Origin of the sequence: Bradyrhizobium sp. AZCC 2289, from assembly GCF_036924615.1 — a bacterium.
Classification (GTDB): Bacteria; Pseudomonadota; Alphaproteobacteria; order Rhizobiales; family Xanthobacteraceae; genus Bradyrhizobium.
On the sequence record NZ_JAZHRY010000001.1, the window covers coordinates 4,027,624 to 4,052,712 of the forward strand.

At 63.4% G+C, this 25,089-nt stretch carries 22 protein-coding genes and 1 pseudogene; 11 read left to right on the forward strand and 12 right to left on the reverse strand.

Annotated features, from left to right (window positions below):
- The first annotated feature begins 173 nt into the window (after positions 1-173).
- A complete protein-coding gene (mutS, locus tag V1289_RS19185; protein WP_334398339.1) occupies positions 174-2,915 on the forward strand; it encodes a DNA mismatch repair protein MutS in 2,742 nt (913 codons plus the stop codon).
- 99 nt (positions 2,916-3,014) lie between these two features.
- Here the strand turns inward: mutS and V1289_RS19190 are convergent, their stop codons facing one another.
- From V1289_RS19190 to V1289_RS19210, 5 genes are all read right to left on the reverse strand, one after another.
- Positions 3,015-3,812 carry a hypothetical protein gene (locus tag V1289_RS19190; RefSeq protein ID WP_334398340.1) on the reverse strand — a complete coding sequence of 266 codons (798 nt, stop codon included), beginning with the start codon at positions 3,810-3,812 and terminating at the stop codon, positions 3,015-3,017.
- 132 nt (positions 3,813-3,944) lie between these two features.
- Positions 3,945-4,454, reverse strand: coding sequence for an OsmC family protein (locus tag V1289_RS19195; protein ID WP_334398341.1), 510 nt, complete (start codon positions 4,452-4,454; stop codon positions 3,945-3,947).
- 54 nt (positions 4,455-4,508) lie between these two features.
- On the reverse strand, positions 4,509-5,294 hold the full coding sequence (locus tag V1289_RS19200; RefSeq protein ID WP_334398342.1) for an ABC transporter ATP-binding protein: 786 nt from the start codon (positions 5,292-5,294) through the stop codon (positions 4,509-4,511).
- On the reverse strand, positions 5,294-6,142 hold the full coding sequence (locus V1289_RS19205; RefSeq protein ID WP_334398343.1) for an ABC transporter permease: 849 nt from the start codon (positions 6,140-6,142) through the stop codon (positions 5,294-5,296). The genes V1289_RS19200 and V1289_RS19205 overlap by 1 nt, the downstream gene beginning before the upstream one ends.
- A gap of 194 nt (positions 6,143-6,336) precedes the next feature.
- Positions 6,337-7,311: an aliphatic sulfonate ABC transporter substrate-binding protein gene (locus V1289_RS19210; RefSeq protein ID WP_334398344.1), complete on the reverse strand. Its 975-nt coding sequence runs from the start codon at positions 7,309-7,311 to the stop codon at positions 6,337-6,339.
- A gap of 197 nt (positions 7,312-7,508) precedes the next feature.
- Between V1289_RS19210 and V1289_RS19215 the strand changes: the two genes are divergently transcribed.
- The gene (locus tag V1289_RS19215) at positions 7,509-10,304 is read left to right on the forward strand and encodes a [protein-PII] uridylyltransferase (protein WP_334398345.1); all 2,796 of its coding nucleotides are present in this window, start codon (positions 7,509-7,511) and stop codon (positions 10,302-10,304) included.
- Positions 10,305-10,369: 65 nt separating this feature from the next.
- Here the strand turns inward: V1289_RS19215 and V1289_RS19220 are convergent, their stop codons facing one another.
- A complete protein-coding gene (locus tag V1289_RS19220; protein ID WP_334407551.1) occupies positions 10,370-10,858 on the reverse strand; it encodes a DUF417 family protein in 489 nt (162 codons plus the stop codon).
- A gap of 404 nt (positions 10,859-11,262) precedes the next feature.
- On the opposite strand from V1289_RS19220, the gene V1289_RS19225 reads away from it, so the two are divergent.
- The 4 genes and pseudogenes from V1289_RS19225 to V1289_RS19240 all read left to right on the forward strand — a co-directional run.
- The gene (locus V1289_RS19225) at positions 11,263-11,499 is read left to right on the forward strand and encodes a hypothetical protein (RefSeq protein ID WP_309180648.1); all 237 of its coding nucleotides are present in this window, start codon (positions 11,263-11,265) and stop codon (positions 11,497-11,499) included.
- 208 nt (positions 11,500-11,707) lie between these two features.
- Positions 11,708-12,199, forward strand: coding sequence for a hypothetical protein (locus V1289_RS19230; RefSeq protein ID WP_334398347.1), 492 nt, complete (start codon positions 11,708-11,710; stop codon positions 12,197-12,199).
- 346 nt (positions 12,200-12,545) lie between these two features.
- Positions 12,546-13,238: a response regulator transcription factor gene (locus V1289_RS19235; RefSeq protein WP_309180650.1), complete on the forward strand. Its 693-nt coding sequence runs from the start codon at positions 12,546-12,548 to the stop codon at positions 13,236-13,238.
- Positions 13,239-13,668: 430 nt separating this feature from the next.
- Positions 13,669-14,604: pseudogene (locus V1289_RS19240) on the forward strand (sensor histidine kinase); the annotation flags it as partial.
- 11 nt (positions 14,605-14,615) lie between these two features.
- On the opposite strand, the gene V1289_RS19245 reads toward V1289_RS19240, so the two are convergent.
- A complete protein-coding gene (locus V1289_RS19245; RefSeq protein WP_334398349.1) occupies positions 14,616-15,227 on the reverse strand; it encodes a LabA-like NYN domain-containing protein in 612 nt (203 codons plus the stop codon).
- Positions 15,228-15,428: 201 nt separating this feature from the next.
- Positions 15,429-15,575, reverse strand: a complete 147-nt coding sequence (locus V1289_RS19250; protein ID WP_334398350.1) for a hypothetical protein — start codon at positions 15,573-15,575, stop codon at positions 15,429-15,431.
- 614 nt (positions 15,576-16,189) lie between these two features.
- Between V1289_RS19250 and V1289_RS19255 the strand changes: the two genes are divergently transcribed.
- The 3 genes from V1289_RS19255 to V1289_RS19265 all read left to right on the forward strand — a co-directional run bounded on the left by V1289_RS19255 (position 16,190) and on the right by V1289_RS19265 (position 19,086).
- Positions 16,190-17,887, forward strand: a complete 1,698-nt coding sequence (locus V1289_RS19255; protein ID WP_334398351.1) for a PAS domain-containing sensor histidine kinase — start codon at positions 16,190-16,192, stop codon at positions 17,885-17,887.
- Positions 17,884-18,549 (forward strand): response regulator transcription factor, encoded by a 666-nt coding sequence (locus tag V1289_RS19260; protein WP_334398352.1) that lies wholly within the window; start codon positions 17,884-17,886, stop codon positions 18,547-18,549. The genes V1289_RS19255 and V1289_RS19260 overlap by 4 nt, the downstream gene beginning before the upstream one ends.
- A gap of 147 nt (positions 18,550-18,696) precedes the next feature.
- Complete coding sequence (locus V1289_RS19265; RefSeq protein ID WP_334398353.1) at positions 18,697-19,086, forward strand: response regulator transcription factor; 390 nt, start codon at positions 18,697-18,699, stop codon at positions 19,084-19,086.
- A gap of 1,060 nt (positions 19,087-20,146) precedes the next feature.
- Here the strand turns inward: V1289_RS19265 and V1289_RS19270 are convergent.
- The 4 genes from V1289_RS19270 to V1289_RS19285 form a co-directional block, all read right to left on the reverse strand.
- The gene (locus tag V1289_RS19270) at positions 20,147-20,551 is read right to left on the reverse strand and encodes a nuclear transport factor 2 family protein (RefSeq protein WP_334398354.1); all 405 of its coding nucleotides are present in this window, start codon (positions 20,549-20,551) and stop codon (positions 20,147-20,149) included.
- Positions 20,552-20,703: 152 nt separating this feature from the next.
- Positions 20,704-21,231, reverse strand: coding sequence for a methylated-DNA--[protein]-cysteine S-methyltransferase (locus V1289_RS19275; RefSeq protein ID WP_334398355.1), 528 nt, complete (start codon positions 21,229-21,231; stop codon positions 20,704-20,706).
- Positions 21,212-22,720, reverse strand: a complete 1,509-nt coding sequence (locus tag V1289_RS19280) for an AlkA N-terminal domain-containing protein (RefSeq protein ID WP_334398356.1) — start codon at positions 22,718-22,720, stop codon at positions 21,212-21,214. The genes V1289_RS19275 and V1289_RS19280 overlap by 20 nt, the downstream gene beginning before the upstream one ends.
- A 19-nt stretch (positions 22,721-22,739) precedes the next feature.
- Complete coding sequence (locus V1289_RS19285) at positions 22,740-23,222, reverse strand: PaaI family thioesterase (RefSeq protein WP_442896189.1); 483 nt, start codon at positions 23,220-23,222, stop codon at positions 22,740-22,742.
- 177 nt (positions 23,223-23,399) lie between these two features.
- On the opposite strand from V1289_RS19285, the gene V1289_RS19290 reads away from it, so the two are divergent.
- Complete coding sequence (locus V1289_RS19290) at positions 23,400-23,762, forward strand: DUF1304 domain-containing protein (protein WP_334398358.1); 363 nt, start codon at positions 23,400-23,402, stop codon at positions 23,760-23,762.
- 99 nt (positions 23,763-23,861) lie between these two features.
- Positions 23,862-25,088, forward strand: a complete 1,227-nt coding sequence (locus V1289_RS19295) for an ABC transporter substrate-binding protein (protein WP_309180668.1) — start codon at positions 23,862-23,864, stop codon at positions 25,086-25,088.
- Position 25,089: the final 1 nt, after the last annotated feature.

Consider the following 25,089-nt stretch of genomic DNA (forward strand, 5'->3'; position numbering starts at 1 on the left):
CGCCTTTGGGGCAGGTCAATTGACCGCGGCGCCCCCCGCCGCGCTTTCGCGGGATGTCGGTCATGCCGGCAGCGCCGGGGTGCTGAATTAGGGGCCGGGAGGCGTGGAAAACCCGGATGATACGGGCAAAGGAATAGGACCCGACCGCGAAAATTTTGTAGTTTCCGCCCTCAATGACAATCCAGCAGTCCATTCCCGTCCCCCCCGAAGCAACGCCTGAGGCAACTCCGGCCAATGATGCGCCGTCGCGCGTCACGCCGATGATGGAACAATACCTGGAGATCAAGGCCGGCCATCCCGGGCTGTTGCTGTTCTACCGGATGGGCGATTTCTACGAGCTGTTCTTCGAGGACGCCGAAATCGCCTCCAAAACGCTCGGCATCGTGCTGACCAAGCGCGGCAAGCATCAGGGCCTCGACATCCCGATGTGCGGCGTGCCGGTAGAGCGCTCCGAGGACTATCTGCACCGCCTGATCGAAGCCGGCCACCGCGTCGCGGTGTGCGAGCAGACCGAGAATCCCGCCGAAGCAAAGGCGCGCGGCAACAAGAGCGTGGTGCGCCGTGGCGTGGTCCGGCTGGTGACGCCGGGCACGCTGACCGAAGACACGCTGCTGGATGCCCGCACCAACAATTATCTGCTGGCGATCGCGCGCGCCCGCGCTTCCGCAGGCGGCGACCGCATCGGGCTCGCCTGGATCGATATTTCGACCTCGGAATTCTCGGTCACGGAATGCGCGATCGCGGAACTTGCGGCAACGCTGGCGCGGATCAATCCGAACGAGGTCATCGTCACCGACGCGCTCTATGGCGATCCCGATCTCGGTCCCCTGCTGCGCGAACTGCCCGCGGTGACGCCGCTGACCCGCGACGTGTTCGACAGCGCCACCGCCGAACGGCGGCTGTGCGATTACTTTGTGGTTGCGACTATGGACGGCCTGTCCGCGATGTCGCGGCTGGAGGCGACCGCGGCGGCCGCCGCCGTCACCTATATCGACCGCACCCAGGTGGGAAAACGCCCGCCGCTGTCGCCGCCGTCGCGCGAGGCCGCCGGAACCACCATGGCGATCGACCCCGCCACCCGCGCCAATCTCGAATTGACGCGCACATTGGCCGGCGAACGGCGCGGCTCGCTGCTCGATGCGATCGACTGCACCGTCACCGCGGCCGGATCGCGGCTTCTAGCACAGCGGCTCGCGGCCCCGCTGACCGACAGCGCCGCGATCGCGCGGCGGCTGGACGCCATCGCCGCCTTCGTCGCCGATAGTGCGGCGCGTGACGATATCCGCAGCATGCTCAAAGGGGCGCCCGACATGTCGCGCGCGCTGGCGCGGCTATCGGTCGGACGCGGCGGCCCGCGCGATCTCGCTGGTTTGCGCGACGGCATTTTGGCGGCCGATCAGGCGCTGGCGCGGCTGGGGCAGTTCGAGGCGCCGCCGGCCGAGATCGCGGCGGTGATGGAAGCGCTGCGCCGGCCCTCGCGCGACCTGGCGCGGGAATTCGAGCGCGCGCTGGCCGAGCAATTGCCGCTGATCAAGCGCGACGGCGGTTTTGTCCGCGAATTCTATGAAGCAGCCCTCGACGAGACCCGCAGCCTGCGCGACGCCTCGCGCCTTGTGGTGGCCGCGATGCAGGCGCGCTACGCCGACGACACCGGCATCAAGGGCCTCAAAATCCGTCACAACAATGTGCTGGGCTATTTCGTCGAGGTCACCGCGCAGCACGGCGACAAATTGATGTCGCCACCCTTGAACGCGACCTTCATCCATCGCCAGACGCTGGCCGGGCAGGTCCGCTTCACCACTTCCGAACTCGGCGAGATCGAAGCCAAGATCGCCAATGCCGGCGACCGTGCGCTCGGGCTGGAGCTGGAGATCTTCGAGCGGCTGTGCGGACAGGCGCTCGCCGCCAGCGACGAGCTCCGCGGCGCGGCGCATGCGTTCGCGCTGCTCGATGTCGCGACCGCGCTGGCAAAGCTTGCGGTCGATGATAACTATGTGCGGCCCGACGTCGACACTACGCTCGGCTTTGCGATCGAAGGCGGCCGCCATCCGGTGGTCGAACAGGCGCTCAAGCGCGATGGCCAGCCGTTCATCGCCAACGCCTGCGACCTTTCGCCGGGGCCCGCACAAAAGTCCGGCCAGATCTGGCTGATCACCGGCCCCAACATGGCCGGCAAATCGACCTTCCTGCGCCAGAACGCGCTGATCGCGCTGATGGCGCAGATCGGCTCTTACGTGCCGGCGTCGCGGGCGCGGATCGGCATCGTCGACCGGCTGTTCTCGCGCGTCGGCGCGGCCGACGATCTGGCGCGCGGCCGCTCCACCTTCATGGTGGAAATGGTCGAGACCGCCGTGATCCTCAACCAGGCCAGCGAACGCTCGCTGGTGATTTTGGACGAAATCGGACGGGGTACTGCAACCTTCGACGGCCTCTCGATCGCCTGGGCCGCGATCGAGCATCTGCATGAGAGCAACCGCTGCCGCGCCTTGTTCGCGACGCATTACCACGAACTGACCGCGCTCTCGGCAAAACTGCCGCGGATGTTCAACGCCACCGTGCGCGTCAAGGAATGGCAGGGCGACGTCGTGTTCCTGCACGAAGTGCTGCCGGGTTCGGCCGACCGCTCCTACGGCATCCAGGTCGCGAAACTCGCCGGCCTGCCCCCGGCGGTGATCGCGCGCGCCAAATCGGTGCTGGCGAAACTGGAAGCACAGGACCGCGGCCAGAGCGCGCGTGCGCTCGCCGACGATTTGCCGCTGTTCGCGGTCCCCTCCCGCGCCGCCGCCGAACCGGCGCCGCCAACCGAAGCGGAAATGCTGGTCGAGGCGGTGAAGACGCTGCACCCCGACGAGATGTCGCCGCGCGAGGCGCTGGAGGCGTTGTATGCGCTGAAGGCGAAACTGCCGAAGCGGTAACGGTCCTCATCCTGAGGAGCCGCGAAGCGGCGTCTCGAAGGATGGGCCACGGGCCTCATGGTTCGAGACGCGCGAAGACGCGCTCCTCACCATGAGGGACTAGCACCGCGCCAATTTCCGCCGCTCGTTCCACCACAAAGCAAGATTCCAGCTCACGCAAGTTGCCAACGCGAGGCTGAGGCCAATCACCGAGCCGAACCGCAGCGCGGCGACATGCAGCACCGCAATGGCGACGCCGAGCCCCATCAAGCCCCAGGCGCTGTTGGCGAGCACGGCTGCGGTCGGCGGGCCGCCGATGCGCGGGTGCAGGATCAGCATCATTGAGGTGAACACGGCCGGGAACAGCGCGATGATGCCGCTGATCTTGGGGCCGACCCAGCCGGACAGCGTGACCACCGTCGCCACCAGGGTCGCGACCAGGCAGGCGCGCAGCGGAATGTCGTACCAGCGGCGTGCAACGATCGGCATCTTGACGTGACGGTAGCGCTGCAACAGCGGCACGCAGATCGCAAACGCAATCGCGTTGACGATCAATCCGCCGGCGAGCGTCCAATGCACCGAGCGGATCAGGGACGCGAGCGCGATCCAGACTGCGACCGCGGCGCCGGCGCTGACCAGCACGCTGCGGCGCTGGGCCAGGATGACATAGGTGAGCCCCAGCAGGATCGTTGCGGCATTGATCGGCAGGCTTGCCAGCGCGCCCTCGGCGATGAACGCGGCATCATGGTCGAGCGCGAGGAAGACATAGGACGGCCCCGCCGAAATCGGCAGCGTCGCGACCAGCGCGCCGATCACGGGGCCCGACCGCTCGGTGATGACGGAGGCCGTCACCACGAACGCCGCCGTGATCGCCATGCGCAGGACGAGCGTCAGGAGGAAGATGAGTTCGGGGGACATTTTTCGTCGTCCCGGCGAAGGCCGGGACCCATAACCACAGCCATTCGTGTGGCGCGAAAGCCGATGAGCAGCGGATCTAGAAACGAGAGAGCGCGGCGTATGGGTCCCGGCTTTCGCCGGGACGACGCAAGATCAAATCCGCTTCATCGACACCGAAATCCTCGGGCCGTTCTTGATGGTCTGGTAGACCACGCAATAGCGCTCGGTGAGTTTCAACAGCAGATCGAGCTTGTCCTGTGGCGCGTCGGTTGCCACGTCGAAGCGCAGGCGGATTTCGGCAAAGCCAACCGGCGCCTCCTTGTCGACGCCGAGCGTGCCGCGGAAATCGAGATCGCCTTCGGCGATGACGTTGCCGGACTTGAGGGGCACATCGACCGCGGTCGCGACCGATTTCAGCGTGACCCCGGCGCAGGCCACGAGTGCCTCCAGCAGCATGTCGCCCGAGCACAATTCAAGTCCGGAGCCGCCGGTGGCGGGATGAAGACCTGCCACCGCGAGCGCGCGGCCGGTCTCGACCTTGCAGGTGAGGCCGTCATTGTCGATCGAGCCCTTGGCCTTGAGCGTGATGACCGCGGCGGAGGGATCGGACTTGTAGCGTTCCTTGATCGGGGCCTGCATCGCGCGGAGTTCGGCGGCGTCCATTTTTTTCTCCCGGATTTTTTGTCCGACCGGATGTAATGGCTATTGCGGCCGATGTCACCACCACATCGCCTCGCCCGCGGTCGATTTGGGATCGGCATCGGGCACGTTGCGATCGAGCGAGCGGTCCAGCGCGGTCAGCACGCGGCGCTTGAAATTGCCGAACAAAGGCGAATTACGGTCGCGCGGCCGCGCCAGATTGATCCTGATCTCCTCGAACAGCCGCCCCGGCCGCGGCCGCATCACAAGCACGCGATCTGCCAGCACGACGGCCTCATCGACGTCATGCGTCACGAGAACGAGGGTCGGCCGCGTATCGGCCCAGAGGTCGAGCAGATGGTCCTGCAGGTCGCGCCGCGTGAAGGCGTCGAGCGCGGAGAACGGCTCGTCCAGCAGCAGCACTTCCGGCTGCGGCACCAGTGCGCGCGCAATCGCGACCCGCTGCGCCTGCCCGCCGGACAGTTCGCGCGGCCACGCATTGGCCTTGTCGGTGAGGCCGACCCGCCTCAGTGCGCGCGCGACCTTCTCGCACCTGACATCAACCGGCAATTCCGACAGGCCGAAACCGATATTGTCGGCGACGCTGAGCCACGGCAACAGCCGCGGCTCCTGGAAGATGATGCCGATCTTGGCGTGCGGCGCCGTGATCGCCGTGTCGTCCAGCGTCACCGCCCCCGATGTCGCGCGATCGAGCCCGGCGATGGCGCGCAGCAGCGTCGACTTGCCGCAACCGGAGCCGCCGATGATGGCGACGATTTCGCCCGGCCTGATCTCGGCGGAAAAGCGCTCCAGCGCGTGAACGCCGTTGGGATAGGTCTTTCCGATCCTGTCGAGTGCCAGCATCAGACAGCTCCGCCCTGGCGGCCGAACGCATCCTGCCAGCGCAGCAATGGCGCGGTTGCGATCTCGATCAGCCAGTCGGTGGTCTTGCCCAAAATCGCGAAGATCACGATCGCGGCCATGATCTGCGCCGGCTTGCCGAGCTGCTGGCCGTCGAGCAGGAGATAGCCGAGCCCTTCGGATGCGCCCATCAGTTCGGCGGCGACCACGAACATCCACCCGAGACCGAGGCCGACCCGCAGCGCGACCACATAGGCCGGCAACACCGCGGGCAGCAGGATGCGGCGGATCATCGCCGGGCCCGAGAGGCGAAACGCGCGGCCGACTTCGACGATCTTGCGATCGACCGAGAGGATCGCGCCCATCACGCCGAGATAGACCGGGAAAAATACCCCGGCGGCGATCAGTGCGACCTTCGCGGTTTCGAAGATGCCGAGCCACAGGATGAACAGCGGCACCCAGGCGAGCGACGGGATCGCACGCAGCGCCTGCACTGTCGGATCGAGCAGCCGGCGCGCCAGGTCCCAATAACCGGACACGGCGCCGAGCAAGGTGCCGGCAACCACGCCGAGGCCAAAGCCGGCCGCGACGCGCCACAGCGTCGCCACGACGTGGCGCGAGAGTTCGCCGCTTTTGGCGAGTTCCATGATGGTGGCGAAGATTTTTGTCGGCGGCGGCACCAGTCGGCCATTGGACCAGCCGAGCCGGACGATGATCTCCCAGGCCAGCGCGAGGCCAACCGGCAGCAACAGCCCCAGTGCCGGCCGCGCATAACGGCGCAGCGCGGACGGCGCAGGGCGCACGATCGCGTCGGGCTGTTCCAGGGCTGGCAGTTCGACGGTCATGGCCATAGCAAGGTTCGTCTCGTGAGGGATTGCAAGGTGGCGGAAGCGACGAGACCATCCGCATGTCGTCCCGGCGAAGGCCGGGACCCATAACCACCGGCTTAAGTAATGAAGGAAGGTGACAGCGATCGAGTATCGCAATAACGGCCGCGGCGTATGGGTCCCTGCTTTCGCAGGGACGACGCTAATACTTCCTTTCCTCAATTGGTCGGCAATGGCACCTGATCGTCGATCAGCGCATCCAGCGTTGCTTTGACGTCGACCTTGGCGTCGACCACGCCGGCCTGCTGCAGCGCCAAGCCAGCCGCGAGGATGGACTCGCGCTGCGGGGCGCCGATGCGGCTGTGGGTCAGTTCGGTACGCTCCTTGAGCTGCTTGTCGACCACCGCGTCCGGCAGCTTTGTCACCGCGATGAAGGTCTTCTTCAGGTCGTCGTAATTGGCCAGCGAATATTTGCGCGCCTCCTCGTAAGTCGCGAGCACGCGGCGGACGATTTCAGGATTGTCCTTCAAAAACTGCTCGCGGACATTGAGGATGCCCCAGGTGTTGGCGTCGGCCTTACGGAAGAACAGTTTTGCGCCGTCCTCGATTTCCGCCTGCGCCATCATCGGATCGAGGCCGGCCCAGGCATCGACGTCGCCGCGGATCAAAGCGGTCTTGCCGTCGGCGTGCTGCAGCAGCACCGGCGTGATGTCTTTTTCGGACAGGCCGGCGTCGAGCAGCGCCCGCACAAGGAAGATGTGCGGATCGGTGCCGCGGGTCACTGCGACGCGCTTGCCCCTGAGGTCGGCAACGCTGGCGATTTTTGAATCCTTCGCCGTCACCAGCGCGGTCCATTCCGGGCGCGAAAAGACATAGATCGCCTTGATCGGGTTGCCGTTGATTTTTGCCACCAGCGCCGCCGATCCCGCGGTCGAGCCGAAGTCGATCGAGCCGGCGTTGAGGAATTCGAGCGCTTTGTTGGAACCGGCCGATTGCACCCAGACGATATTGATGCCGTCCTTGGCGAATTCCTGTTCCAGCAAGCCCTTTTGCTTCAACACCATCGACACCGGGTTGTAGGTCGCCCAGTCGATGTGAATTTCCTTGAGCGCGTCGGCGGCAAAGGCTGCGCCGGGCAGCCATGTCGAGACCGCGATGAGCGCAGCAAAAGCCCGCCGTGAAATCCTTGGCATCGTCGCCCCCCTGATTGGCCTGAAAAACAGCCTTGTATTTCAATAAGTTAGATTGCAAAATCAACGAGAAAATAGCTGCCGCGAAACCGGCGCTGCGAGAACAGCTTTGCTTGCGGCGGCCGGAATCCAGCATAGAGCTACTGTTGCCCAACAATCATCAGTGACAGCGCAAGCGGCGTCCGATATCGGGGTAGATCATGGACAGCGCCGTGACCGAGCCCCGCCCGCAAGCCGACGAACGGTTCGATACCGCGCGGATCACCGCCGCGGTCGACGCGCTTGCCGAACAACACGCCGGCCGCGAGGACATGTTTCGCGCGGCGATGGCGCAACTGCTCAAGGCCGAAATGGTCGCGGCGCGCACCACCGCCCAGGCCGTGCTGCTGAAGGACCGGCACGGCCGGCACTGCGCGGAGCGGCTGTGTTTCGTCCAGGACGAGATCATCCGCATCCTCTACGCCGCAGCAACCCGGCACCTTTATCGCTCGCATATTCCCTCCGGCGCCGAGCGCATGGCGGTGGTCGCCACCGGCGGCTATGGCCGCGGGTTGATGGCGCCCGAGTCCGATATCGATCTGCTGTTCATCCTGCCTTACAAGCAGACCGCCTGGGGCGAGCAGGTCGCCGAAGCCATCCTCTATTGCCTGTGGGACATGGGTTTGAAGGTCGGCCACGCCACCCGCTCGGTCGATGAATCGATCCGGCAGGCGCGCGGCGACATGACGATCCGCACCGCGATCCTCGAGACCCGGTTCCTGACCGGCGATCAGCCGCTGTACGACGAACTGGTGAACCGGTTCGACAAGGAGGTCGTGCAGGGCACCGCGTCCGAATTCGTCACCGCAAAGCTCGCCGAGCGCGAGGAGCGGCACCGCCGCGCCGGCCAATCGCGCTATCTGGTCGAGCCCAATGTGAAAGACGGCAAGGGCGGGTTGCGCGACCTGCACACGCTGTTCTGGATCGCCAAATATGTCTACCGCGTGCGCGAGACCGACGAGCTGCTGGACCGCGGCGTGTTCGACGCGCAGGAATACCGCACCTTCCGCCGCTGCGCCGATTTCCTGTGGTCGGTCCGCTGCAACATCCATTTCTTCTCCGGGCGGCCTGAGGAGCGGCTGTCGTTCGACATGCAGCGCGAGATCGCGGTCCGGCTCGGCTATACCTCGCATCCCGGCATGCAGGATGTCGAACGCTTCATGAAGCACTACTTCCTGATCGCGAAGGACGTCGGCGATCTCACCGCGATCCTGTGCGCCAAGCTGGAAGAAGAGCAGAAGAAGCCGGCACCGGTCCTGAGCCGCATGGTGGCTCGCTTAAGGCCGAGCATGCACCGGCGTCGGGTGCCCGACAGCGACGATTTCATCGTCGACAACAACCGCATCAACCTCGCCGCCCCCGATGTCTTCAAGCACGACCCGGTCAATTTGATCCGGATCTTCCGCCTGGCGCAAAAGAACAATCTCGCCTTCCACCCCGACGCCATGCGCACGGTGACGCGCTCGCTGAAGCTGATCAACACCCCGCTGCGCGAGAACCCGGAAGCCAACCGGCTGTTCATCGAAATCCTGGCATCGAACGATGCGGAGACCGTGCTGCGGCGCATGAACGAGACCGGCGTGCTCGGTCATTTCATCCGCGCCTTCGGCAAGATCGTGTCGATGATGCAGTTCAACATGTATCATCACTACACGGTCGACGAACATCTGCTGCGCTGCATCGGCCATTTGCAGGAGATCGAACGCGGCGGCAACGACGAGTTCATCGTCGCCAGCGATTTGATGCGCAAGATCCGCCCCGAGCACCGCGCGGTGATCTACATCACCACGCTGCTGCACGACGTCGCCAAGGGCCGCCCCGAGGATCATTCGATCGCCGGGTCCAAGGTAGCGCGGCGGCTGTGCCCGCGGCTCGGATTCAACACCGCCGATACCGAACTGATCGCCTGGCTGATCGAGCAGCATCTGACGATGTCGTCGGTGGCGCAGTCGCGCGACCTGTCCGACCGCAAGACGATCGAGAATTTCGCCGCCGTCGTGCAGTCGGTCGAGCAGATGAAGCTGTTGACCATCCTGACCACGGCCGACATCCGCGGCGTCGGCCCCGGCGTCTGGAACGGCTGGAAGGCGCAGCTGCTGCGCACGCTGTATTACGAGACCGAGCCGGTGCTGACCGGCGGCTTCTCGGAAGTGAATCGCGCGCAGCGCATCGAGGTCGCGCAACGGGAATTCCGCGCCGCCTTCAACGAATGGCCGGAGCAGGAACTCAACGCCTATATCGGCCGGCACTATCCGGCGTACTGGCTCAAGGTCGAGCTGCCGCGCAAGATCCGCCATGCCCGCTTCCTGCGCGCCAGCGAAACCGCCGGCCACAAGCTTGCGATCAATGTCGGCTTCGACGAGGCGCGCGGCGTCACCGAACTGACGATTCTGGCCGTCGACCATCCCTGGCTGCTGTCGATCATCGCCGGGGCCTGCGCGTCGGCGGGCGCCAATATCGTCGACGCGCAGATCTACACCACCACCGACGGCCGCGCGCTCGACACCATCGCCATCTCGCGGGAATACGACCGCGACGAGGACGAGGGACGGCGCGCCACCCGGATCGGAGAGATGATCGAGGACGTACTCGAAGGCAAGTTGCGCCTGCCCGACGTGGTGGCGCGGCGGGCGGCAAGCCGCGGCAAGGCGCGCCCTTTCGTCGTCGAGCCGGAAGTCATCATCAACAACCAATGGTCGGACCGCTACACCGTGATCGAGGTCTCCGGCCTCGACCGGCCGGGTCTGTTGTACCAGCTGACGACGGCGATCTCGAAACTCAACCTCAATATCGCCTCGGCCCATGTCGCGACTTTCGGCGAGCGCGCCCGCGACGTGTTCTACGTCACCGACCTCTTGGGCGCACAGATCAACGCACCGACGCGGCAGGCCGCGATCAAGAGCGCGCTGATCCATCTGCTCACCAACGAAGACACCGTGGCCCAGCCCGCGGCGTGAGCCGGGCGCTCTCTCCGCGCGTCATTCCCGGCGCGCGCAAGCGCGAGCCACGATGATGGAAAGTTCTAGGCCGAGCGTGACCGGATGACGGATTGCGGCAGGGAGGCGAGAAACAACACCGCACAGACGCACAGCAGGACGATGTCCTTGAATATGAACTCGCCGGTCAAATTCCAGGCTATCGGATCGGTCGACAGGCTCCATCTGACAACACCGGGAGTCGTGAAGAAAAACGACCAAGTGATGGCAAAAGTGATCACCCCCATCAGCGAACCGATCGCCGACAGGATCGGGCTGAACGCGCCCGCCGCGAGAAGCGCCGCAATGCCAAACTCGGCAACGCCGAGGAAATACGCCTCTCCCCTTAGGCCGAATACCGATAGCCACGAAATAAATGGACTATTGCTGATGAACTGAACAATGCCCTGAGCCGACTGCAGCGTGAACTTCTGCATGCCAAACGACACGAAGATCACGACCATGACCCAGCGCAGTATGGCCAGAACACGATAGGATCCGGCGCCTTTTTCGGCGATGTTGAGAGATGTTTTCATGCCGACCATTTCGTTCCCTGATCAAGATTGACGACAGCTGCCGCTTTTTGCGGCACGTTCCCGATTTACGCACGCGCGGCACCTTCGTTACGCGCAGCCACGGTTCCACGAATCACGATTGTGTGCATGCGACAGGCGCGAAATTTTCGCGGAATGGAAATGCGGCGGCAGCGCGTACCGTGATGCATGATCGCCGGAGGATTCGTCCTCCTTCGTCGTGACGATTCCGCCTTCGTCGTGACGATTCCGCGAATCGCTGCGTCTTCCCAGACCGTCGCCGTTCCAACTGTCTGATGTTTGCAACACTGCGCGCGGATTTTTCCTGCGTCACAATCGCGCCGCACGAAAATCCAAATTGAAAATGCAGTCTGCTCTGGTTCGACGCAAATCAGAGGGGATACTGGATGCGACAAGAACGAACGCCGATGAAAGGCAATGGGGAGCCGGCTGGCTACACCTTCTTCTTTCAGATCGCGAACGAAGGTGGACGGCGGGCGTGCTGCGTCAGGGTAGACGCCTCGGACATACACGAGGCGTCGGCGCTGTTTCGGCAGAAATGGCCTGTCATCGAATCGATGGCCCGCGACGGCATCAACAGCGGGGACAGCGCCGACGGGGTCATCACGCTTGTCATGCCCTGATTGGCGCTTCCCGGCCGTCGAGCAACCAAGCCCGGCTTCGTTCTTCGTCCCCCCCGAACAGCTTCGCCTCCGCGACGCGGGCGAAACTAACTTCGCTGTCAGAAACTGTCGCCTTTGTAAGTTGTAATCATTGGATCGTTTGGGTCTCCTGATCGTTCTTCCTGCGACGGTATTCGTCGCTGCAATTCAACCACGGAGGAGGATCCGGATGAACAACAAGTTCTTTAGAAGCCTCATCGCAGGCGCGCTTGCCACGTCGCTTGCGCTTGCGTCACCGGCGCTCGCTCGCGGCGGTGGCGGCGGTGGTGGTGGCGGGCACGGTGGCGGTGGCGGCGGTGGTGGGCACGGCGGCGGCATGGGCGGCGGCTTTGGCGGCGGCATGCATGGCGGGGGCTTTGGCGGCGGCATGCACGGCGGTGGCTTTGGCGGCGGTGGCATGCACTTCGGCGGTGGAGGCGCGCATTTCGCCGCTATCGGCGGCCAGCATTTCGTCGGCAGAAGTTTCGCAGGCGCGCGGTTCGCGCATGCCGGAATCTCGCCCCGGTTCGCGTTCCATAACGGCCGGTTCTTCCATCGCCACCATCGCTTCGGATTCTTTGACGGGTCCTATGTCTACGCCGGCTACGACGATTGCTGGCGCCGGGTGTGGACGTCCTATGGACTGCAGTACGTCAACGTCTGCTACGGCAACTATTACTGACGCGGCCGAAGCGCGGCGCGATCGAACGGACGCCGCTGTCATCTCGATCCGGCGCATGGCTGGAACACCGCCCGACGCGTTGGCCTGTATCGCGTACCATCGCGTCGGCGCGGTTCACGGGCAAGCTGCGGTCGTGAGCAGCGCATGTTACGGCGAAGCCGAATCTGGATCGGCCGGCTGCGGCCATCACGCTTATGTGCGACCCGTCAGACGACCTTCCACTCGGTTTCTGACGTATATTCTGACGTATATCTAGGCCAAGCGAGGCGACTTGGACGCTGACTTGGACGCTTGAGACTTGGGCGCTTGATTGGGCGCTCGACCGGTCGTTCGGAGAACAAGGACCATGACGGGAGGTCACCGCCGCATTCTGGTCGTTGAAGACGACCCGGAAACTGCCGGGCAGCTGGTGGATTCGCTCACCAGCAGCGGCTACCAGGTGGATCTGGCCGCCACCGGCAACGAGGCGCTGAACCGCGGCGCGACCTCCGACTATGCCGTGATCACGATCGATCGCATGCTTCCGGATATCGACGGCATCGCGGTGATGCGTCAATTGCGCGACGACGGCGTTGCGGCGCCCGTGCTGATCATCAGCGCGCTCGGAGAAGTCGACGACCGGGTGCGCGGTCTGCGTTCCGGCGGCGACGACTACCTGGTCAAGCCGTTTTCCTTCGTCGAATTGCTGGCGCGCGTCGAGGCGCTGGGGCGGCGCAGCGACACCATCGTCAAGGAAACCATTTTGCGGGTCGGCGATCTCGCCGTCGACCTGATGTCGCGGACCGCCAGCCGGCACGGCAAGGACATCCTGCTGCTGCCCAGGGAATTCCAGCTTCTGGAATATCTGGTGCGCAACGAGGGCCGCGTCGTATCCCGGGCGATGCTGCTTCAGCACGTCTGGGACCTTCATTTCGATCCCTCGACCAATATCATCGATGTCTATGTCGGACGCGTGCGCCGCAAGGTCGACGGCCAGCAGGCCTATCCGCTGATCCATACGGTGCGCGGCATGGGATACTGTCTCCGTGCTCCTGACTAAGACGCTCACGTCATCGACGTTCCGGCTGGCGCTGATCGCGATCGGGACGTTTGGCGTGATCGCGTCGGCGATTTTCAGCTACGTCTATCTATCCACCTCCTCCTACGTGCGCGGCCGCTCGGATCGCGCCATCATGACCGATTATGTCAGCCTGCAAGGCGCTTACGCGCAATCGGGGCGCGAAGGCCTGGCCGCCCTGATCGAGCAGCGCATCGCCGACCGGGGCTTTGCCGGCAATGTCTATCTGCTCGTCGATCGCGCATTGGTCCCGCTGGCCGGGAACCTGAAGGCATGGCCGGCGACGGTCGCGGCGGCCAGGGGATGGGCCGAGTTTCGCGCGCAGGAGCCGTTGCGTGGCACGGCAGACCGGCCGCTGCTGCGGGCCATGCTCGAAACATTCGCCAACGGCGATCGTCTGCTGGTGGGACGCGATATCGGCGACCTCGACAGCTTTACCGATCAGATGAAGCTCGCGGTGATCTCGGGCATCGCATTGATCTTCGTGCTGGCGGCAGTCGCCAGCATTCTGGTGACGCGGCGGACGGTCGGGCGCATCGAATCGATCAACGCGACCAGCCGGGCCATCATGCAGAGCGGGCTCGACAAGCGCATCCCGCTCCGCGGCACCAATGACGAATGGGATCGCGTTGCGGAGAATCTCAATCAGATGCTGGACCGCATCGAAACCCTGGTGGGCGAGGTTAAGCAGGTCAGCGACAACGTTGCCCACGATCTGCGGACCCCGCTGACGCGGATGCGCGGACGGCTGGAGAAGGCCTATCACGGTCAGCGCGATGGCGCCGGCGATCAATCGCTGATCGGCGACACCATCGCCGACCTCGACGCGGTGTTGCGGATATTCTCCTCGCTGACACGGATTGCGCAGATCGAGACCCGGGAGCGCAAGGGCGCGTTCCGCACCGTGAACCTGGTCGAAATCGCCGGTGAGGTCGTCGAGCTGTACGATGCCGCGGCCGAACCGGACGGCACCCGTCTCACCATTGTCGGCGATCCCGAGGTGCTGGTGACGGGCGATCGCGATCTGATCTTCGACGCGATCGCCAATCTCGTCGACAATGCGATCAAGCACGGCCGCGCCGGAGGGCATGTCGTGGTGGCGAACGAGACCATCGACGGCAGGCCGGTGGTCTCGATCGCCGATGACGGGCCGGGAATTCCCGCCGACCAGCATGAGCATGTCTTCAAGCGCTTCTACCGGCTCGAGCAAAGCCGCTACACGCCGGGAAACGGTCTCGGGCTCAGCCTTGTGGCCGCCGTCGCCCGCCTTCACGGCGCACGGATCGAGATGCGCGACAATTCGCCGGGGCTCAAGCTCATGCTGTGGTTTTCGGCGCCGGCCGGTTAGCCGTCGAGAAATCAGTCCGTGAGGTCATTTCCATTGATCGTCCCGCGCGACGCGAATTGGGGCGATCGCTGGCGTATCTCGCGTGGTCCCGGCCGAACCGACGGATCGCGCCCGAGCTTGGGCTTCAATTCCACAAGGTCAACGAAGAGGTCGGCCTGCCGCCGCAATTCGTCAGCCACCATCGGCGGCTGGCTGGCATTGGTAGAGACGACGGTAACGTGGACGCCGCGGCGCTGCATCGCTTCGAGCAGCGGGCGGAAGTCCCCATCGCCCGAGAACAGAAACATCTGGTCGATATGACCGGCGAGCGCCATCGCATTGACGGCGAGCTCGATATTCATGCTGCCCTTCGCCTTGCGGCGGCCGCCGGCGTCGATGAACTCCTTGGTGGGCTTGGTAACGACGGTATAGCCGTTATAGTCGAGCCAATCGATGAGGGGGCGGACCGATGAATATTCCTGATCCTCGATAATGGTTGTGAAATAGAACGCCCGCAGCAGCACGCCACGGCTCTGGAATTCCTTGAGCAGACGCTTGTAATCGACGTCGAAACCGAGCGCTCTGCAGGTCGCGTGGAGATTGGCGCCATCGATAAAGAGCGCGATCTTGTCGAGCGGTGACATCAGGCACTGATCTCCTAATTCGAGACGCGCAGGTCAGCAGGGTGATCTCTGCCTGCGGGTTGGAAAATGCCGAAGCTGGCCGATGTGACGAGGCAGCTAGCGCGACCCGGAGGGACAAAGCGTCGATGCGAACGATGCGCCTGAGGCGCTGTTGCAGCGGCCCACCCGGTTCGGCAGATGGTTCGGGCGCACCACGTCAATCTAGCTGGTGTTTTCGGGATCCGTCCAGTCGCGGCCGCCGAGAACGGCCGTACTGGCCTCCACGAGGGCAAAATAATTTCCAAAGAAAACCAGAAAGCCGATATCGATCAGTTCAAGGGCAGCCTCCCATGAACGCTCGTCCGGCACGGATCCATAGCCTCCACGAATAACGAATGGTCGGAAGCCGCCGCCGCGCGGCCGGCGCCTTGCTTCCGGTCCGATGCCATTCGAGCAATGGATCAATCGCAGGCTTGGCTTTGACATATCATTCCCCGGATTTGTGGCGGGACAAGACGGCGGTCGTTAAGCAAGCGGGATTAACAAAGCAGCTATTCCGGACAACGGCGACGATACGCAACGTCCAACGCGAGCAGGCCGCTCAGGTGCGGCTCGGCTATCCAGCGAGCGTAATCGCGGAGATGCGCCGGACCATTGAACGGAGGTTGATCCGTAGGTTACATTTGGTTGAGAGGAACATACCTAGGTTTAGGATCGGCGGCCTGAGCCTGGCGAGGGACAGGCGCACGAACGGCCCCAACGGCAAATGGCTTGAGACGCTGCGCATATCGCGGCGCACCATAACGTCCGAAGCTTGAAAAGCTGCTAGGATGCTGTCCGTTGGGAGGGCCACGTCGTTGCCGCTGATGGTCGTGATCACCTGACGACGCAGCGCCGGCCCGGATGGCCAAATGCTTAGTGCTGCCATGCGTAACCAGAAACTGAAATTCTCGCGGTCTGCCGAGCAATCGCTGCTCGGCGGCATGGCGCTGGCGTGGCTGGCGGCAGCCTGCATCTGGCTCGTGCTCGGCCCCGCACCCGATATCGCTGACCATTTGATTGCCGTCGCGCTGCTGATCGCCTTGTTTCTCGCCGCAATGATCATGGTGCACCTGGTGGGGAGTACCCGCAGGCAAATGGAAGCCGAACTCGACAGCCGCACAAGGGCCGAACAGCGTGCGACAGAAGCGCTGCGCGAGAGCGAGGCGCAGTGGAAGGAGGTCTTCGAGCACAACCCGGTCATGTACTTCATGGTCGATGCGGACGGCACCGTCTTGTCCGTGAACACTTTTGGTGCCGCGCAGCTCGGCTATCCGGTCAGCGCATTGCTCGGGCAATCCGTGCTGAAAGTCTTCTTTGAGGAAGACCGGGACCGGGTCCGGAATAATGTTGCCGTCTGCCTGGACAATATCGGCCAAACCCACAGTTGGGAGATCCGAAAGGTCCGCAAGGACGGTTCGGCGCTATGGGTTCGTGAAAACGCCAAAGCCGTGCGACGGCAGAATAACCGGTTGATCGTCCTGATCGCATGCGAGGACATCACCGAGCGCAAGGAGGCAGAAAACGCCCTGCGGCAGAGTGGGAACTATTTGGCCGAAGCGCAGCGATTGAGCCACACCGGCAGCTTCGGCTGGCGTGTCGCCACCGGCGAAAGCATCTGGTCGGACGAAACTTTCCGAATATTTGGCTACGACAGGGCACCTTTCGTCACGCTCGACATGGTCGTTCAACGCATTCATCCCGACGATCGAGCGGGCGCGCAACAGACCATCGACCGGGCGTCCAGCGACGGGAGGGATTTCGATCACGAATATCGATTGCTGCTGCCCGACGACTCGACCAAATACGTCCATGCGACGGCGCATGCTGTGACCGATGCATCGGGCGGCGTCGAATTTGTCGGAGCGGTGACGGATGTCACGGAACACAAGCGAGCCGCAGAGAAACTGCATGAAGCGCAGGCCGAACTCGCGCACGTCGCGCGCGTGACGGCTCTCGGGGAACTGGCTGCATCGATCGCCCATGAGGTAAACCAGCCGCTCGCTGCCGTCGTCGCCAACGCCGCGGCCGCCCTGCGTTGGCTCGACCGCGACACTCCCGACCTGAAGGAAGCGCACATCGCTCTGGAGTCGATTGTCAATGACGGTAATCGGGCTAGCGAAGTGATCCAGCGCGTCCGTGCTCTGGTAACCAAGACCGCCTGCCAGAAAGTGCCGCTGGACATCAATGAAGTCGTCAACGAGGTGATCACCTTGCTGCATCGCGAACTGTTCGGCCAGCGGACGTCGCTGCGTATGGAACTGGCCCCGGGCCTCGGCCTGGTCCTCGGCGATCGGATCGAGCTGCAGCAGGTAATCCTCAATCTCGTCGTCAACGGCATTGAAGCGATGCAACCCGTCACCGACCGACCGCGCGAGCTGGTGATCCGGACGCATCAGGATGAAGGTCGTCAAATTCTGGTCACGGTAAGCGACTGCGGTGTCGGATTGGCCGCCGAGCACGCCGACCGGCTGTTCGACCCCTTCTTCACCACCAAATCCGGCGGCATGGGCATGGGCCTGTCGATCTGCCGATCGATCGTCGAGTCTCATGGCGGGCGGCTGTCGGCCTCCGGCAATACGGGGCCCGGTGCGACGTTTCAGTTCAGCTTGCCGATGCAGCAGGAGGACAATACGCCGTGATCGGCCGTTCGACATCGCCTCGCAACGTTGCAAGCGCGGAGGAGCCGATCGTCTACGTTGTCGACGATGATGCGTCGGTGCGTGACGCACTCAGCAGTCTGTTCCGGTCAGTGGGCTTGCGCGTCGAAGTGTTCGGGTCGGCTCCCGAATTCCTGCAGAGCAAGCTTCCGGATGTTGCCAGTTGCCTGATCCTTGACATCAGGCTGCCTCGACTGAGCGGTCTCGACTTTCAGGTCGACCTTGCCAGGGCGGGCATCCACATTCCAATCATCTTCATGACGGGTCACGGCGATATCCCGATGACGGTCAGGGCGATGAAAGCCGGCGCTGTCGACTTTCTGACCAAGCCATTCCGCGATCAGGACATGCTGGATGCCGTGGCGGCGGCGATCGAACGCGACCGAAATAGCCGCGATGAAGCCAAGATCCTCTCGGACCTGCATGCGCACTTCGGGACCCTGACCGCCCGGGAGCGGGAGGTGATGGCTCTGGTCACCGCTGGACTCATGAACAAGCAGGTCGCGGCCGAAATCGGAATTGCCGAGATCACCGTGAAGATACACCGCGGGCAAATCATGCGAAAAATGGCCGCGAAATCGCTGGCCGATCTGGTGAAGATGGCCCAGACGCTCGGATTGCAGCGCGCGGCGCCGCCGCAGTGACCTGCGCATAGAGTGACCTGGCGCATCATCAAGCCATCCGCTTGCGCCCTACAAACCTAAGTATGATTTTCCGTTCTTTATTTGCCGAGCACTCTGCCGCAAAGCGGCTTACGCCAAGTGGTATTCTGCCCTCCAGGAAGGACCGCTTTGTCCAACCCAGCCGTAATTTCGATCATCGACGACGACGGCTCCGTTCGCGCCGCGACCTACAATTTCGTGAGGTCGCTTGGATACATCGTCCATGCATTCGCATCGGCCGAGGAGTTCCTGCGCTCGCCTGACCTGAATGCCACCTCGTGCGTGATAGCAGATGTTCACATGCCAATAATGAACGGTCTCGAACTGCAAGCCCACCTGCTTGCCGGCGGATACCGGGTGCCGTTCATTTTCATCACGGCTTTCTCTGCCGAGAACGTTCGCGCGCGGGCCCTGACAGCAGGAGCGACCTGTTTCCTGGCCAAGCCGTTCGCCGGAGAAGCTTTGATCAACTGCCTCGACCTCGCTCTGCGGAATCACGGCGATGGAAGGAGCAATTGACGCAATTTGGCCAGGGCGGCACCGACCGGATCGGTCCGGGCGACAGCGGACAAAACGGGAACATCATACCATCGACATACCACCGACGCCATCGGGCGGGGGCCCGATATACGTAGGGATGAGCGGACCAACCATCTAGACAAGTTGAATATCGGGGGGGCGGGAATGAGACTAGGGGTATCGTCGCCTTTCGATAATTCGACGGCGAGATAATGCATCACACTACGATCAGTGAATGGCAATTCCTCAGAAGGAGGCCGCCATGCGTGCATGCCCACGCTGTTCCGAATGCGACAGTGAAGACGCCAAGATAGTCTCTTTGAGAAGCCCTGCGGGTGAACATTACTGCGGACGCGCTTGTCTTCGCGAAGGCCAGAAGAACTTCATTCGGTTGATGCAGCAGACGATTGCGGAGGCCGTGTCGTGACCAATCGCTGTGGCAATCCGGACTGCGATCGTCCCTTCGGGTTAGTCCGGTTCAGCTGGCACTTCGCGCAATTTTGCTCGGCCAGGTGCCGCGAGAACTACAAACGTCAGCGCGAACGCAACAAAGCCTATTGGCGATGGCTCTACAAATGTCCTGAGGCGTCTGTCGCAGACCAGAAATAGTCCGGCGATGCTGCAGCTCCGCACTTGTCGCTCGTGAGGCATTTGACGGTACCGGAGCTGGAAAATGTCATTGGCGCGTAAGGAACCGGGCGCGTCATGGAATCGCGGCGCACCCGCAATCGCGTCCCGTACATTGTGGAAAGCGAGCCCGTTGAACCGTTGCATTGGTGTCGATAGAGCGCGTGGGACATCAAGGAGCTATGATGACGACAGCACAAGCGATGATAGTCGGAGCGGTACTCGCGTGGGCGCCTTCGCTTCTTGTGTTCGCCTGGATCATGCGGGACATTCGAAACACCCGTGGCGAAGACCTCGATTAGCTCCAGGAAAACAAGCCGGTTACGATTGTCTGACGAGGGCTATCCCCGCCGAGGTGATTGCAGTGTAATGGCCAACACGGCAGTTGGCCGTGTTGGCCACGCGCGCTCACTCGAAGATGTTACGAGCGCTTCTAGAATTTGGTGATCGGTTCCAGCGTTTCGCCTTTGCGGAATGCGCGCAGCGGCGCGGTGTCGCTGTAGACGCGCTCCTCGATGATCTTGCCGTCTTTAATCCGGAATTTGTCGACGCCGCGCCAGTCGAACCGTGCGCCGTTGATGACCCGGGTGGTCTGCCATTCGATGATGACGACATCGCCGCGCGAGGTCCAGTCGAGCAATTGCCAGACGAAATCCGGGGCGGCGGCTTTCTGCACCTCCATCAGGCGATCGAGTTCGCTGCCCGAGACCGCGCGGTCCACCAGCGGCGTGTGCAGCAAGCCTTCCGGGTGCCACAGATCGAGAAAAGCCTTGCCATCGCGCGCCGCCCAGGCGGCGGCAAATCGCGTCACGAAATCCTGAATCTCTGCATCGGTCATTGGTCGTCTCCATTGTGTCGGATGGAGACGCTACGGGTGATGCAAAAAGCTGTCTGGCGGTTTACGGACCTGACGTTTTTCTCAAGCCGTCATTCCGGGATGCGCCTCTTGGCGCAGGCCCGGAATGACGGCCTGAGGGATTGCACGCCCACCTACGAGCCGATATCCACGCCTTCGTGCTGTAACAGCCAGCGCTTCCGCTCGAGCCCGCCGCCATATTTGATCAGCGAGCCGTTGGCGCCGATCAGGCGATGACAGGGGATCACTACGCTGATCGGATTTGAGCCGTTGGCGTGGCCGACCGCGCGCATCGCGTTGGGCGATTTCAGTTTCGCCGCCAGCGCGCCGTAGCTCATCGTTGTGCCGGCGGGAATTCTTGGCAGCGCCTTCCAGACCTTTTGCTGGAACGGCGTGCCGGCAACGCGCCATCTGATCGCGGTCAGGCGATCGAGATCGCCTTTGAAATAACCTGATAGCGCCGCCCTGAGCTCTTGGGGAGCCCGTGCGCCGCGCAACACCACGGCACCCACTTGCAGCCGCAGCAGCTCCTTCATGCGCGGCGCAAAATCTTCCCAGTCCAGCGCGCGCAAAACGCCGTCGGCATCGGTAACGAGCAGCGCCACGCCAATCGGCGTTTGCAGCCGGTCGAGACCGAACGTTTCAGGCGGCTTCGCGGGCATCGATTTTTCCGGACAGGGCGGGATGCTGGACGCCGGCGGCCCACAGATGCAAGGCCGCGTAGGCGCGCCACGGCCGCCAGCGCTCGGCGCGCGACAGCAGCTCCGGCGGCGAGGGACGCCGGCCGTCGGCATCGGCCAGGGCACGCAGCAAGCCGACATCGGCGGCCGGGAACGCATCGGGTTCGCGCAGCTCGCGCATGGCGATGTATTGCGCGGTCCATTCACCGATCCCCGGCAACGACCGCAGTTTTACAATGGCGTCTTCGAGGTTGGCGCCGCGGCTGAAGATCGCGGGATCAGCGGCGATCGCCTGCGCCAGCGACGTCACCGCTCTCGCCCGCGCCCCGGGCAAGCCAAGCGTTGCCAGATTTTCATCGGCGATCCGCGCGGTCGACGGAAACAGATGGCTGAGGCCTTCGCTCTCGCGCAGCGCCGCCGGCAGCGGATCGCCAAAGGCCTGCACCAGTTTGCCGAGCAGCCTGGTCGCGGCCGGAACCGTGATCTGCTGGCCGAAGATCGCGCGCACCGCGAGCTCAAAGCCGTCCCACGCGCCGGGCACGCGCAGGCCCGGCCGTGCCGCCACCAGCGGCGCCAGCGCCGGATCGAGCGCAAGATGCGCCCCGATCGTATCGGGATCGGCTGATAGATCGAACACCCGCCGCACCCGCGCGATGATCTGCGGCAATGCCGCCATATCGGGAAAACGTACCCGGACATCGACACGATTTTTGTCCGCCGGCTTGACGCTGATCACGCCGCAATTTTCGCCGATCGCGATCGAGCGCCGGTAGAGATTTTCCGACACGGTCTCGACGCCGGGAATGGCGCGGGCGGCGAGAAAGGCCAGCATCGCGTCCCAATCATAGGGCGGCCGATAGGCGAGACGAACCGACAATGCGCCGGCTTCGCGCCCGTCCTTGCCCTTGTCGCGGACACGCCGCAGCGCCGCCGGCGGACGGCCGAACAATTCACGAAAGGTCTCGTTGAAACGGCGGACGCTGTTGAAACCCGAAGCCAACGCGACCTCGGCCATCGGCAGCACGGTCTCATGGATCAATTGCTTGGCGAGCAGCACCCGCCGCGTCTGCGCCACCGTGACCGGCGACGCACCGACATGCTGGGCGAACAGCCGCCGTAGCTGCCGCGCGCCGACGCCGAGCCGGTTGGCAAGGCCCTCGACATCGTCGTCGTCGAGCCCGCCGGATTCGATCAACGCCAGCGCGCGCGACACGGTGTTGGAGGTGCCGCACCAGAACGCAAGCTCGGGCGAGACTTCCGGCCGGCAGCGCAGGCAGGGGCGAAAGCCGGCCTCCTGCGCCGCCGCCGCGGAAGGATAGAACGACACGTTCTCGAATTTTGGCGTGCGCGCCGGACAGATCGGCCGGCAATAGATGCCCGTGGTCCTGACGCCAACGAACAGCCTTCCGTCGAAGCGCGCATCCCGCGTCGAGATCGCGCGGAAGCAGGCGGTGCGGTCCATATCCATCATCGAAATATCGGACACGCGATCAGCACTCAAAAATCAGGCAGGTGGTTGTACCATGGGCGAGCAAACGCCCCTTGCCATCGGTGATGCGCCCTTCGGCGGTGCCGACACGCCGGCCGCGGCTCAACACGACGCCTTCGGCCCTGATCTCTCCGGTCTCCGGCGTAATCGGCCGCAGCAGCGAAATCTTGAACTCGACCGTCGTCTGCCCGACGCCTTTCTCGAGGGTCGACTGGACGGCCAATCCCATGCAGCTGTCGAGCAGCGTGGCCGCCAGACCGCCGTGCACCGTGCCGGCAGGATTGAGATGAATGCCGCTCGGTTTCGCGGTAACGACGACGCGCCCGTTCGCGGCTTCAGCCACATCATAACCCAGGGTCTGGGCGATCGTGTTGAGGGGCAGCGTTCCGTCGGCCAGCCCCTGAACGAATTCCAGCCCACTCATCGCCTTCTGCCTGTCGGCACTGACGGTCCCATAGGTCTTGCTGGCGTTACGACCCGGCATCATTGTCATTTCCTGGCGTTGCGGTGCATCGATCGAAGCATCATCGATCGGGACCGGATTGTCTGGCGGTTTTCGGACATCATCATTTTCGTCCAATTCCTGGTTAGCCGCCGCACTTTTCACGCCGGGCATGCTAGCGTCCACCCGAATTCCGTTGCCGGTTGGGGGGACCGCACCATGATCTGGATCGCCAATGGCCTGGTGGCGCTGGTCGGCGCGCTGCATGTCTATTTTCTGGTGCTGGAGATGTTTCTCTGGACCAGGCCGCTAGGCCTGAAAACCTTTCGCAACACGCCCGAGAATGCCGCCGAATCCGCGGTGCTGGCCGCCAATCAGGGGCTGTATAACGGCTTTCTCGCGGCCGGACTTGTCTGGGGCCTGTTCCATGGCAATCCCGGCTTCGCGTTCCAGATCAAAACCTTCTTTCTGCTCTGCGTGATCGTTGCCGGTATTTATGGCGCCGCCACCGTCAGCCGCCGGATCCTGTATGTGCAGGCAGCACCGGCTGTGCTGGCGATGATCCTGCTCTGGCTGGTGTAAGGCACTCGCCTTGGCATTGCCTTGCAATGCCACAACCGATCCCCCAAACTCCCCATCAACGATGGCATTCGACCATCGGCACATATGGGAGATAACGATATGAAGAACGGGATTACCCGGCTAATCGCGACGACCGCGCTTGCCATTGCACTGTCGGCATCATCGGCCCTTGCGCAAAAGAAATACGACACCGGCGCTACCGATACCGAGATCAAGATCGGCCAGACCGTGCCGTTCTCGGGCCCTGCTTCCGCCTATGCCGGCATCGGCAAGACGCAAGCCGCGTACCTGAAGATGATCAACGACCAGGGCGGCATCAACGGCCGCAAGCTCAATCTGATCCAGTATGACGACGCCTATTCGCCGCCGAAGGCGGTCGAGCAGGTACGCAAGCTGGTCGAAGGCGACGAGGTCCTGTTCACCTTCCAGATCATCGGCACGCCGTCGAATGCCGCGGTCCAGAAATACCTCAACGGCAGGAAGGTGCCGCAACTGCTCGCCTCGACCGGCGCCTCGCGCTTCTCCGATCCGCAAAATGCGCCCTGGACCATTGCGTTCAATCCCAACTACCAGTCGGAGGGACGCATCTACGCCAAATACATTCTGAAGAATTACCCCAACGCCAGGATCGGCATCTTCTACCAGAACGACGACCTCGGCCGCGACTACATCACCGGCCTCAAGGCCGGGCTTGGCGACAAGGCCGCGGCCATGATCGTCGGCGAAGTGTCCTACGAGTTGACCGACCCGACCATCGATTCGCAGATCGTGAAACTGAAATCGCTGGGCGCCGATCTGCTCTACGACGCATCGACGCCGAAATTCGCGGCGCAGGCGATCAAGAAGGTCGCCGACCTCGCCTGGAAGCCGGTCCACATCCTCGACATCAATGCGAGCCCGGTGTCGGCGACGCTGAAGCCCGCGGGCCTCGACATCTCCAGGGACATCGTTTCCACCAATTACGGCAAGGATCCGGCCGACCCGCAGTGGAAGGACGATGCCGGCCTGAAAGCCTATTTCGCCTTCATGGACAAATATTATCCGGAGGGCGACAAGCTCAACACCGTCAACACCTACGGCTATTCGACCGCGGAATTGCTGGTGCAGATCCTGCGTCAGTGCGGCGACGATCTCACCCGCGAAAACCTGATGCGGCAGGCCACCAGCCTGAAGAACTTCGTCCCCAGCCTGGCGCTGCCCGGCATGTCGATCACGACGGGGCCGAACGACTATCGCATCAACAAGCAGATGCAGATGATGAAGTTCAACGGCGAGCGCTGGGAGCTGTTCGGCCCGATCATCGAGGATACCGGACCTGCGGGTTAGT